The 12,080-nt window shown below is 69.4% G+C and carries 9 protein-coding genes, 1 tRNA gene and 1 pseudogene; 3 read left to right on the forward strand and 8 right to left on the reverse strand.

The window, feature by feature from the left end; all coding sequences use genetic code 11:
* Positions 1 to 82: 82 nt before the first annotated feature.
* From JOD62_RS06510 to JOD62_RS06535, 6 genes are all read right to left on the reverse strand, one after another.
* Positions 83 to 1,267: a serine hydrolase domain-containing protein gene (locus JOD62_RS06510; RefSeq protein ID WP_271171468.1), complete on the reverse strand. Its 1,185-nt coding sequence runs from the start codon at positions 1,265 to 1,267 to the stop codon at positions 83 to 85.
* Positions 1,264 to 2,106: an ATP-binding cassette domain-containing protein gene (locus JOD62_RS06515; RefSeq protein WP_239527071.1), complete on the reverse strand. Its 843-nt coding sequence runs from the start codon at positions 2,104 to 2,106 to the stop codon at positions 1,264 to 1,266. Before JOD62_RS06515 ends, JOD62_RS06510 begins: the two co-directional genes overlap by 4 nt.
* 5 nt (positions 2,107 to 2,111) lie before the next feature.
* On the reverse strand, positions 2,112 to 3,116 hold the full coding sequence (locus JOD62_RS06520) for an ABC transporter ATP-binding protein (RefSeq protein ID WP_204938497.1): 1,005 nt from the start codon (positions 3,114 to 3,116) through the stop codon (positions 2,112 to 2,114).
* A complete protein-coding gene (locus tag JOD62_RS06525) occupies positions 3,113 to 4,018 on the reverse strand; it encodes an ABC transporter permease (protein WP_204938498.1) in 906 nt (301 codons plus the stop codon). The genes JOD62_RS06520 and JOD62_RS06525 overlap by 4 nt, the downstream gene beginning before the upstream one ends.
* Complete coding sequence (locus JOD62_RS06530) at positions 4,015 to 5,031, reverse strand: ABC transporter permease (RefSeq protein WP_204938499.1); 1,017 nt, start codon at positions 5,029 to 5,031, stop codon at positions 4,015 to 4,017. The genes JOD62_RS06525 and JOD62_RS06530 overlap by 4 nt, the downstream gene beginning before the upstream one ends.
* A gap of 75 nt (positions 5,032 to 5,106) precedes the next feature.
* Positions 5,107 to 6,705, reverse strand: a complete 1,599-nt coding sequence (locus JOD62_RS06535) for an ABC transporter substrate-binding protein (protein ID WP_204938500.1) — start codon at positions 6,703 to 6,705, stop codon at positions 5,107 to 5,109.
* A 125-nt stretch (positions 6,706 to 6,830) separates the two neighbouring features.
* Between JOD62_RS06535 and JOD62_RS06540 the strand changes: the two genes are divergently transcribed.
* Positions 6,831 to 7,742, forward strand: coding sequence for a LysR family transcriptional regulator (locus JOD62_RS06540; protein WP_204938501.1), 912 nt, complete (start codon positions 6,831 to 6,833; stop codon positions 7,740 to 7,742).
* Between the two features lie 163 nt (positions 7,743 to 7,905).
* A complete protein-coding gene (locus JOD62_RS06545) occupies positions 7,906 to 10,188 on the forward strand; it encodes a hypothetical protein (protein WP_204938502.1) in 2,283 nt (760 codons plus the stop codon).
* An 87-nt stretch (positions 10,189 to 10,275) separates the two neighbouring features.
* Here JOD62_RS06545 and JOD62_RS06550 read toward each other — a convergent pair.
* Positions 10,276 to 10,371: transfer RNA gene (locus tag JOD62_RS06550), tRNA-OTHER, on the reverse strand.
* Between the two features lie 323 nt (positions 10,372 to 10,694).
* On the opposite strand from JOD62_RS06550, the pseudogene JOD62_RS06555 reads away from it, so the two are divergent.
* Positions 10,695 to 10,960, forward strand: a pseudogene (locus JOD62_RS06555) (IS5/IS1182 family transposase); the annotation flags it as partial.
* Here the strand turns inward: JOD62_RS06555 and JOD62_RS06560 are convergent.
* Entirely contained in the window at positions 10,957 to 12,006 is a 1,050-nt protein-coding gene (locus tag JOD62_RS06560) for an NAD-dependent epimerase/dehydratase family protein (protein ID WP_204938503.1), read from the reverse strand. The pseudogene JOD62_RS06555 and the gene JOD62_RS06560 overlap by 4 nt on opposite strands.
* Positions 12,007 to 12,080 lie beyond the last annotated feature (74 nt).

The following is a 12,080-nucleotide window of genomic DNA, read 5'->3' on the forward strand; positions in this document are numbered from 1 at the left end:
ACAACAAGCTTGCCATCACGTACCGCGCCGGAGCCGTGCTCTACGCCGCCCTCACCTGGGCGACCCTATTGGGAGACACACCCTAGTCGATCGTCGCGTCGCAGATGTCGCGGAAGAGCCGCGCGTGCAGGCGGTTCCACTCCTCGGTGACCGGCTCAGGGCAGGATGAGAACTTGACGACGACGGTTCGGGTCCCCGGGTCGACCCAGACATACTGCCCGTGGATGCCCACGGCGTAGTAGTCGCCCCGCTCGCTGCCGGTGATCCACCACTGATTCGAGTAGGCGCCCCCGGGGTGCACCCGGTGGAAAACACTGCCCGTCGCGGCATCCGGATTCCCATCCTCGACCGTGCGCCGCACCCAGTCGGCGGAGACGACTCGACGACCGTCGACGAGACCGCCGTCGAGCATGAGCCGTCCGACGCGGCTCAGGTCGCGCGCCGTGCAGGAGATGCCGCCGTTCGCGAAGCCGAATCCGCCGGCGTCGACGGTGATCTGCGCATCGTGCTCGCAGCCCAACCGCGACCAGAGGCGCTCCGACACGACGTGGGGGTAGCGCAGGCCGGTGACGCTCTCCGCCACCCACGCCAGCACATCGGTGCCGGCGGAGCAGTACTTGAATCGTTCTCCGTGCCGTCCGCCTCCGCGGAGGGAGGCGAGGAACGCGTAGGTGTCGGCGGGGTCGCCGTCGAGCCGGGGCCGCCAGCCGGCCACCCGATCCTGCGCCTGCACCTCGGACGCGGGGTTGCGGTAGTCCTCGTCGTAGTCGACGTCCACGGTCATGTCGAGCACCTGCTGCACGGTCGCGTCGCCGTAGGCGCTCCCCGCCAGCGCGGGCACGTAGCGATCGACGCGCTGGGCAGGATCGATCAGCCCTTCGTCGACGAGGGCGCCGACGGTGAGGCCGCAGATCGACTTCGAGACGCTCATCAGCAGGTGGACGCCGTCCGGATGAAGGCCGTCCCGATAGTGCTCGGCGACGATCTCCCCATCGCGCACGACGACGAGGGCGTCGGTGAAGCTCTCCTCGAGGCGAGAGCGCACACCGGGGAGGCTCTTCAGCGCGTCCAATCCGACGACTGCTCTCATGCTCTCCTCTGCCGCGCGGTGCGGGATCGGGGCCGTCGGCACGAACTCCGCGACGTGCGCGAAAGCCCAGCGGTTGTGCGGGGCATCCTGCCACGTGTCGAGCGTCGGCTTCCCCGACGCCCCGGGCACCCGCGGCGGGTGGGTGTCTGCGGCGATCTGGTGGAGCAGTGGGTTCACGACAGGATCCTCTTCTCGCGGGTCTCAGCGGCCGCGCCTTGTTCGGGTTCGTCGACACCGGAGAGACGGAGGGGCAGGGCTCCGGGCGTCTCGGGCATCGCGGCCAGCAGCTGCTGCGTGTACTCGTGCTGCGGCCGGACGAGCACCTCGGCCGCCGGGCCGATCTCGACGAGGCTCCCCCGACGCATGACGCCGGCGGTGTCGCTCATGTACCGCACCACGTCGAGGTCGTGGGAGATGAGCAGATAGCTGAGCGCATGCTCCCGGCGCAGCTCCTGCAGCAGGTTCAGCACCTGCGCCTGCACGGACACGTCCAGCGCGCTGGTCGGCTCGTCCAGGACGAGGAGCCGGGGGCGGGTCGCCAGCGCCCTGGCGATGCCGACGCGCTGGCACTGTCCCCCCGAGAGCTGGTGCGGAAGGCGGTCGGCGTGCGCCTGGGCGAGGCCGACCTCATCGAGAAGCTCTCGAGAACGCGAGGCGAGCGCCCGGCCGCGGAGGTTCGTGTGCGTCAGCAGCGGCTCCGCGATCGACTGCGCGATCGTGAGGCGGGGGTTCAGGGCGGCGACGGGGTTCTGGAACACCATGCCGGTGCGCGCCCGCAGCCGCCGCAGGGCGCCGCCGCGGAGCGCGCCGATCGGCGCGCCGTCGATGCTCGACGAGCCGGAGGTCGGTTCGATGAGCCGGAGCGCGCAGCGGGCGACGGTGCTCTTGCCCGATCCGGACTCGCCGACGAGGCCGAAGGTCGTGCCGGCCTCGACCTGGAACGAGACGCCGTCGACCGCTCGGACCTGGCTGCCGTACGCCCGGTACACCTTCACAATGTCGTCGACGGTCAGCATGGCGGTCACGAGCTGACCCCCTCTGGCGCGGCGGCCACGATGCAGGCGGCCTCGTGAAACGGGGACACCGGTCCGAGCCCCGGATCGATGTCCGCGCAGGCGTCGACCGCGATCGGGCAGCGTTCGCGGAACGAGCATCCGGTGAGGCCGAGAAGGTTGCCCGGCACCGCGCCGCGGATCGCGTCGAGCGCCTGACCGGGCCGGTGCCTGGCGGGAAGGGCGCCGAGCAGGCCGCGCGTGTACGGGTGGGCGGGGGCGCGCAGCACGGCATCCGTCGGTCCCGTCTCGACGACCCGGCCGGCGTAGAGCACGGCGATGCGATCGCAGACCTCCCGCACCACGCCGAGGTTGTGCGTGATCAGCAGCACCCCGAACCCGAAGCCATCCCGGAGCTCGAGGATGAGCTCGAGGATCTGCTTCGCGATGGTCACGTCGAGGGCGGTGGTCGGCTCGTCGAGGATCAGCAGCTTCGGCTCGCACACGAGCGCCATCGCGATCATCGCGCGCTGCAGCATCCCGCCGGAGAGCTCATGCGGGTAGCTGCGGAAGACCCGCTCGGGGTCGGGGAGGCCGACCTGCGCGAGATAGTGCAGGATGTGCGCCTTCGCGGCCGCGCGACCGAGCCTGTGACCGTCGACCCGACGATGTCGGTCGACGACGTCGCGCATCTGCCGGCCCAGTGTGAACACCGGGTTGAACGCGGTCCCGGGGTTCTGGAAGACGATCGAGATTGCCTCGCCGCGGGCGGATCCGCTGCCGTCAAAAGGCTGCTCGACTCCGTCGAGGAGCACCCGCCCTCGCGGCACGGCGCCCTTCGGGAGGAGGCCGAGCACGGCGAGCCCCGTGAGGCTCTTGCCACAGCCGGTCTCGCCGACGATGCCGACGACCTCGCCGGGCGCGACGGCGAGCGTGATGCCGCGGACCGGTCGGTTGGTGAGGACTCCGCGTTCCTCGAACGCGACCTCGAGGTCGTCGATGCGGAGGAGCTCGGTCGTGTGTGCGGTGGTCATCGCTTCACCTGCCGGGGGTCGAAGAGGTCGCGCAGCGCATCGCCGAGCAGGTTGAAGCCGAGCACGGTCACGAAGATCGCGAGTCCGGGGAAGGCCGAGATCCACCAGTGGGTGAAGATCTGCCCGCGCCCCTCGGCGACCATGAGACCCCAGTCGGGGGATGGCGGCTGGGCGCCGAGGCCGATGAAGGCGAGAGAGCCCGCGGCGAGCACGACGCTGCCGATGTCGACGGTGGCCTGGACGAGCACGGGGGTCAGGCAGTTGCGCAGGATGTGCCGGGGCACAATGCGCCAGGCCGGGACCCCGATCGACCGGGCCGCCTCGACGAAGGGCCGATCGCGCAGCGACCGTGCTTCAGCGCGCACGAGCCGGGCGTACCAGGGCCACCAGCAGATCGCGAGTGCGAGGCCGGCGTTGGTGAGGCTCGGACCGAGGATCGCCACGGTCACCATCGCCAGCAGCAGCGGCGGGAAGGCCTGGAAGACCTCGGTGACGCGCATGAGCACCTCGTCGAGCCAGCCGCCGCGGTATCCGGCGATCGCCCCCAGCGGGATGCCGATGAGCGCGGCGATCGCGACGACGAGCACCGAGATGGTGAGCGCGGGGCGCGCGCCGATGATGATGCGGCTCAGGATGTCGCGTCCGAGCTGATCCGTGCCGAACCAGTGCGCGGCGCTGGGGGCCAGCCCTCGGTTCCCGACGCTCGTCTCGCCGTATCCCTGTGCGGGGAACGGCGCGATCCAGGGGCCGAAGAAAGCGAGGATCAGGACGAGGAGGATGAGAGCGAGCCCGAGCGCGGCGAGCCGATCCGTGCGCATCACCCGGGTGAAGCGTCCCAGGGCTCCGTGGCCCCGTGAGACGGAGTCGATGGGCGGGAGAGGGGGCAGTGCGGTGGCGGTCATGCGAGCCTCACCCGGGGGTCGAGTCGCGCCTGGACCAGGTCGACGACGAAGTTGGCGATGAGGTAGCCGGCGGCCCCGAGGAGGGTGATCGCCATGATGGCCGGATAGTCCACGGCGAGCATCGCACCGGCGGCGAACTGCCCGATGCCGGGCCAGTTGAAGACGACCTCGACGAAGAAGGTGCCGGTCAGGGTGTAGGCGGCCGCGAGTCCGATGATCGTCATCGTCGGCGGGAGGGCGTTCTTCAGCGCGAGCCGCCACCGGATGAGTCCGTCGCGCAGTCCATAGGCGCTCGCCGTGAAGACGTAGTCCTGGCTGAGCACCTCGAGCATCGAGGCGCGGGTCATACGGGCGACGAGTCCGAGCGGATAGGCGGCGAGGGTGAGCGCGGGCAGGATGAGGTGCGCGAGCCCGTCGCTGTAGGCGGCCCAGTTCCCCGTGAGGAAGCTGTCGAGGAGCGGGAACCCGGTGACCGGCGTGATCGGCGAAAGGTACTCGACGTCGGTGCTGAACTGGCCGGTCGCCGGCAGCAGCTTCAGCTGCCCGACGAAGAGCACCTGCAGCAGCAGGCCGAGCCAGAACGCCGGCATCGAGACACCGCCGATGGCGAGGAACCGGATCGCGCCGTCCAGCGCCTTGCCCGGCCGTCGCGCGGCCACGACCCCGAGCACGATGCCGACGACGATGGCGAACAGCATCGCGGCGAAGAGGAGCTCGAGCGTGGCCGGAAGCCGGGTCGCGAGCTCGTCGAGCACGGGGCGCTTGGTGGCGAGCGAGTCGCCCCAGTCGCCCCGGACGAGACCGGTGAGGTAGTTGAAGTACTGCAGGACAAGCGGCTGATCGAAGCCGAGCTTCTCGCGGATGCGGGCGAGCTCCTCCGGCGGCGCCTTCGGGCCGGCGTAGACGACGGCCGGGTCGGCCGGGATGACGCGCGCGAGCACGAACACGATGAGCGTGAGCACGAACAGCACGAGCGCCGCGGTTCCGAGCCTGCCGGCGAGGAAGCGGATCATGGGAGTCTCCTGGGTCGGTGGGGTCCGGTCGGGCGCCCCGTCTTCTGCGGGGCGCCCGACCGGACGCGTGCGGCGTCAGTTCGCGGGGGCGATGGGGGCGAAGAACGTCGTGAACGGGTAGTTCTCGTTGAAGTCGGCCACATGGAGCCCCTTCGGGACGACGTTCACCGCCTGGGCGTCGTAGAGGAAGATGCCGGGCGCCTGGTCCACGAGCAGCTTCATCGCCTCCTCGTACTTTGTCTGCGCGGCCTCGCGGTCGCTGCCGGTCAGGGTTCCCGCCTCGTCGACGAGGGCGTCGTACTCGGCGTTGTCCCAGTAGCTGAGGTTGAAGAACGGCGCGTCGCTGGAGTGGAACAGCGAGTACAGGTTGTCGGAGCCGGCGTCGCTGTACGTCGGCCAGTAGTAGACAACGAAGATGTCCTGCGCGCCGGCGGGGTCGGCCTTCGCGTTCTCCCACTGCTGGTTGAACAGCTCGGCGCGCACGTCGAGCGTCACGCCGATCTTCGCGAAGGCGTCCTTGATCAGCGGCACGAACCTGGCCTCGGCCGAGTTCTCCGAGGCGAAGGTGAGCGTGAGCGTCAGGCCGTCCGCGTGGCCCGCCTCGGCGAGGAGCGCCTTCGCCTTGTCGAGGTCCTGGGTGTACTGCGGCACATCCTCGGAGTACGGGAAGATGCCCTTCGGCACGGGGCCATGGGACTGCGTGCCGTATCCGGCGCCGCCCACCTCAATGATGTCCTCGTAGGGGACGGCGTAGCTCAGCGCCTGCCGCACCTTCGGGTCGTCCAGGGGCGCGCGGGTCGTGTTGAAGAAGGCCACGAAGTTGAACGGCGAGTTCGCGGTGCGCACCTCCGTGCCGAGGTCGTCGGCGATCGTGTCGACGTTCTCCAGCGGCAGGTTCGTCGCGAGGTCGACCTCGCCAGATGTGAGCATCTGCTGCGCGGTGACGGCATCCGGGGTGATCGCGATGTCGACGATGTCGTAGGTCGGCGCGGCGTCCTCGTTCCAGTACTCGTCGTACGCCTCCAGCACGACCTTCTCGCCCGGGGTGTAGGACTTGACCGTGTAGGGGCCAGATCCCGCGTCGATGCCCGCCTCGAAGTACTTCTCGTCGTCGGCCGAGGCCTCGAGCGCCTTCGGGGAGACGATCCAGGCGCCGTAGGTGGAGGCGGCGACGAGATCCATGGGCGCCGAGTAGGCGAGGTGCATGACGACGGTCGTATCGTCCGCGGCCTCGATCGACTCCAGCGGCGCCCAGATGAAGGAGGCCCCGGCGTGGTCCTTCGCGGCCTCGATGCTCGCCTTCACGGCCTCCGCGTCGACCGGCTCGCCATCGTGGAACGTCGCCCCTTCGCGGATGCGGAAGGTCCAGGTGAGTCCGTCCTCGCTCGTCTCCCAGGACTCGGCGATGCCGGGCATGAAGTCCTCGTCCGCGCCCTCGGCGTTCTTCCACAGCAGCGGCTCGTAGACGTTGCCCAGGTACAGGGCCTCGGTCGAGAAGGAACGCACCGGATCCCAGGTGGTCACGGCCGCCGACGCGGCGACGCTGAGCACCGAGGTCGACGGCTCACCGCCGTCCTTCCCTCCCGCGGTGCAGCCGCTGACGGTCAGCGCGGCAGCCGCGCCGATGGCCAGGATGGAGAGGATGCGGGGGGCTCCCGCTCGGGTGACTGCCATGTCTGCCTCCTGCTGTGGGGTCGCCACCCGGGATTCTTCGGCGGCGAAGTCTGGCCAGTCTATGGACACCAGGACTTATCACACCAATACTTGGTTTCAGCCAAACTGATACCTCGGAGGCATCGATGGATCTTCGTCTGCTGCGGTACTTCCTCACCGTGTGCGAGACCGGCACCCTGCATGGTGCCGCCGCCGTCCTCCACGTGGCGCAGCCGTCGCTGAGCCGGCAGATACGGCGGCTCGAACAGGACCTCGGCTTCACGCTCTTCGACCGCTCGGCGCGGGGCCTCTCCCTCACCGCCGCGGGCCGCGCGTTCCGTCCCGTCGCAGAGGACCTCCTCACCCGCGCGACGCAGGTGACCTCGACCGCCCGCGCGATCGCCCGCGGCACCGTCTCGGATCTCACCGTCGTCGCCGCCCCCACCACCGTGGCCGACGTGATCTCGCCGTTCATCGTCCACGCCGGCGCCGGCGGCGTCATCGGCAACGCGATCGAGGCGATGCCCGAGCACGTGTACGGCGCCATCGAACGCGGCGACGCCGACTTCGCCGTCGGCACCCGCATCCCGCCAGCGGAGCTGCGGTCGATGGTGCTCGGGCACGCCTACCTGTGGGCGCAGATGCCGGCCGACCACCCGTTCGCGAGTCGCGCCAGCATTCCGATCGAGGAGCTGGTGCGCGAGCGCCTCATCGTCATGAGCCCGGCGCACGGCGTGCGGCACATGCTCGACTCCGCCGCCGCGCGCGCAGGGCTCTCGTTCTCTGCGGCGGTGGAGACGACCTCCCCCGTGCTCGCGCAGGCGCTCGCCGCCGCCGGGCGCGGCATCTGCGTGCTCTCCGACGACCCGCACTACGACCTGGCCGCGGTGCCGATCTCGGCGACCGGCGGCGACCTCATCATCACCCTGTTCGGGGTGTGGGATGAGATGCACTACGCCGGCGCGCAGATCGCGGCCTGTCTGGAGGATCTGAGCGCCTTCAACGCCGTGCTGTACCCGCAGACGACGAAGTTCGCCGTCCCCGTGCCGCCGGCCTGAGAGGCCGAGCAGACTCCCCCGCAGACCTCGGCGATGCTCCGAGAGCATCACTTCGGGGCCGAACAGGTCGTGGACGCATCCGCTCCGGCGCGTCCACACTGGGGGCACCGCGTGGGCCCCTCCCCCATGCCTCCCGCCGTGCGATCGAATCGAAGGAGATTCCATGCGCCGTTCCCTGTCCTCCGTGCTGTGCGGCGCCCTGCTCGCGACCGCCCTGGTCGCCCTCAGCGCGCCCCCGTCCATGGCCGCCGCCGTTCCGGTGCCCGGCGACCCGCTCACCGGCTCCGGGGCCGTGAGCCGCACGGTGCTCACCTCCGCTCAGCTGGCCTCGGGCGCCGCCCCCGCAGCCCCCGTCTCGAACGACGCGTTCACCCTGCCCGCCAACGCGGCGGCGCCCGCGCACTCCTTCGAGGGCACACTCACCCTGAACGGCGTCGCTGCGTCCGGAAGCTTCACGACGCTCAAAGATCCCTACGGCTACGCCTCGACCGCTGCTCTGAAGCACCTGCCGCCGTTCTCGGTGCAGCTCGTGCAGAACGGGAGCCACCTCGTCCCCGTCGCGCGGGGGCTGCAGTACACGGGGAGTCCGTACTGGAATCTCGCGGTCGGCGCGGGGCGCGCGTGGACCGAGAGCGGCGACGGCGGCCAGACGCGCGCGTCCCTTCCGTTCGCGATGATCGAGCGGAACGCGAACTGCGTGCACAACGGCGTCCTCACCTTCCTGTTCACCGGGACGAGCGTCTCGAACGTGCGCTACCAGGTCGTCAACGAGACGTGCGAGTACTTCCAGTTCGACCTCTGGGGGCAGACGACCGCGACGTACGCCCCCGGGGGCGTCAGCGGCGCCGAGGCCGTCCGCGCCGCCTATGCGACAGAGGTCTCCGGCCGGCTCCCCTCGAAGCCGATCAGCGCGCTCGCCACCGATCACCCGAGCGCGGGCGTCGACCTCTCCGCCTTCGGAGGAGGCATCACCCCCAGCGCTCTCAGCACCTTCGGCTTCCTCTTCGAGGGCGTGAACTACGTCGGCGCCTGCCCCACCCGTCAGGGCGCCTACCCGTACTGCAGTCAGATGCTGCTCCCCTCGTACTCGACGGCGAAATCCGCGTTCGGCGGCCTCGCGCTGATGCGCCTCGCGCAGAAGTACGGCCCCACGATCGCCGGCGAGCTCGTGAAGGACCACGTCACGGAGGCATCCGGCACGGCCTGGAACGGCGTCACCATCGACCACGCGCTCGACATGGCCACCGGCAACTACTCCTCCGCCGGCTACGAGGTCGACGAGGCCGGCTCGACGATGTCGTCCTTCTTCCTCGCCGAGTCATACGCCGACAAGATGACCGCGGCGCTCTCGTTCCCGCACAAGGCGAGCCCCGGATCCATCTGGACTTATCACACCTCCGACACCTTCCTCGCCACGCGCGCGATGGACGATGCGCTGAAGGATCGCGCCGGTTCGGGGGCGGAGATCTTCGCCATGCTCCGCGACGAGGTGCTGAAGCCGGCCGGGGTCGGCCCCGACGCGCTGACCACCCTGCGGACCGGCAACTCCGCGAGCGGCGCCGCGTTCGGCGGCTACGGCATGTTCTGGACCCAGGATGACATCGCGAAGGTCGCGAAGCTCCTCACCGTCGACGACGGCGTCGCGAACGGCGCGCAGGTTCTGCATCCGGGCCTGCTCGACGCGACGATGCAGCGCGACCCCGCCGACCGCGGAGTCACCACGACCGGCTCCGTCCCGTTCCGCTACAACAACGCGTTCTGGGCGCGGGACTTCACCAGCGCCGACAACGCGGCTTTCACGACGCCGTTCTCCGTGCCGTTCATGTCCGGGTTCGGCGGGATCTCCGTGGCCCTCATGCCCAACGGCTCCAGCTACTACGCCTTCAGCGACAACAACGAGTTCGCGTGGAACAGCGTGGTCGTCCAGTCGAACAAGCTCGCCCCCATGGCCAGCGGTGGCGGCACGGGCAGCTGCACCGCGGGAGACCTGCTCGGCAACGGCGGCTTCGAGACCGGCACCGCCGCGCCCTGGACAGCGAGCGCCGGCGTGATCGACAACCGCACCTCGCTGCAGCCGCCGCGCACCGGTTCCTGGAAGGCCTGGCTCAACGGCTTCGGCACCGCGAACACCGAGACGCTCTCCCAGACTGTGAGCATCCCCGCCGGCTGCGCCGACGCGGCCTTCACCTTCTGGCTGCGCATCGACTCCGCCGAGAACCTGGCCAACGTCTACGACACCCTGACGCTCACCGCGACGCCGGCCGGCGGATCGGCGGCCACACTCGCGCAGTGGTCCAACCTCGACGAGGCCGGATACGCACGCAAGAGCTACCCGCTCGGCGCGTACGCCGGCCAGACGGTCACCCTGAAGTTCACCGGCAGCGAGGACTACTCGCTGCAGACCTCGTTCGTCATCGACGACGCCGCGACCCCCGCCGCGGGCTGATCGGAGGTGCGGGACGGGGCGGGTCCTCCCGCCCGATGAAAAAGGTCAGGCCCGGTGAGAACCGGGCCTGACCTTGACTTCTTTCTGCGGAGACGAGGGGTTTTGAACCCCTGACCCCCGTAAGGGGACTCCACCTTAGCAGGGTGGTGATCCCCGCTATCGCTGACGTCGCGCCCGTCTGCCCGCTTGGTCGGAGATCGCCCGGAATCCGCGGAAACACACGCATCTCCGACTATTCGAAGCCATTCCTCGCAGAACTCACCACACTCGCGATGCACTCCGAGATCGCTGCGCTCGGGATTATCCGGACACTTCTGGGACACTCGGAGTTCACCAGCGCGCCCTCCCGGCCGACGTCCCCGGAACTCTTCCGTCGGCCCTCCTACCGCGGACTCTCGCAGGGCATGTGTGCAACTCCAGGAACGCATGAGACCACGCGCATCGGTGATGAGCAGCGCCGCGCGCATCTGCGCCGCCTCGCGGGAGCCGACCTCTCAGTGCGCATGATCCGCGCCCGCGGCATCCGGGCAGTGATTCCGGAGAAGAGCGATCAAATCGCGTCCCGCAAACGCAAGGGCAGCAAGGGTGGCCGACCCCTGGCTTCGACGCGAACGCCTACAAAGACCGCAACGTGGTCGAGCGGTCGTTCGCGCTCGTCAAGCAGTGGCGCGGAATCGCGACCCGTTACGACAAGCTCGCCATCACCTACCGCGCCGGAGCCGTGCTCCTCGCCGCCCTCACCTGGGCGACCCTATTGGGAGACACACCCTAGAAGCGGCCGTCGCGAACCGCCCACTTCGTCGGTTTCGCAGAGATCGGGAGACCGTTCCTGATCCACTCCGCCTGCCACCGCACCAGCTGGGCGGCGGACACGGTCGGGTATCCGAACAGCTCCATGCAGCGCCGGGAGTCGCTCAGCAACGCGCTGCCCTGGGGTGTGCCCTCGAGAACGACTTCCTGCTCGAGAAGCACACCGAAGTCTCGCGCCACCTTCTCGACGCTCAGCAGCTCGGGCCCGGCGAGGTTCACGATGAAAGGCTCGGGGTCTGCGTGGACGAGACTTCTCAGCACGACCTCGTTGGCGTATCCCTGCCACACGACGTTCACGTTCGCCGTCTCCAACGAGACCGCCTCGCCGCTCGCAACCGCCTGCCCGATGTCAGCCAGCACGCCGTATCGGAGATCGATCGCATAGTTGAGGCGGATGACCGAGACGGAGGTGCCCCACTCCCGCGCCGCGAACTCGAAGACGCGCTCCCGGCCAAGACATGACTGCGCGTACTCGCCGATGGGCGAGGGGGGTACGCTCTCGTCCGCCCCACCCGTCGCCGGCGAGACGAAGGGGTAGACGTTGCCGGTCGAGAGCACCGCGATCGCCGCACCCCGGTAGCGACGCGCGATCCGGTCGGGCAGCGCGGCATTCACCTCCCACGCCCACGATGCGTTGGAAGCAGCGCCGAACTTCGCGCCCACCATGAACACGACATCGCTCGCGTCGGGCAGCCCGGAGAGGTCATCGTTGGCCACGAGGTCGAACGGGAAGACGATGACACCCGCTTTCGACAGGCGCTCCTTCGTCTCCGCATCACCAAAGCGAGACACGGCGTACACGCGATCAGACTCGCGACCCGCGGCATCGAGCGCTCTGCGGGCGAGCACCGCCAGGGTGGGCCCCATCTTCCCGCCAGCGCCGAGAAGGACCAGATCGCCGGACCGCTTTCGCATGTCTTCGATCAGAGCGGTGCTGGGTGTTGTCAGCGCATCCTCCAGCTCCGACTCCGAGCCAAACCCGCCCGACACAACCGACTCGCCGCTCATCCTGCTCCTTCGCCGTATGACCTTTACCCAATTAAAACACACAACTTGCATAATTCAAGAATGGTTGCGCCTGT

It is taken from the genome of Microbacterium keratanolyticum (assembly GCF_016907255.1).
Classification (GTDB): Bacteria; Actinomycetota; Actinomycetes; order Actinomycetales; family Microbacteriaceae; genus Microbacterium; species Microbacterium keratanolyticum.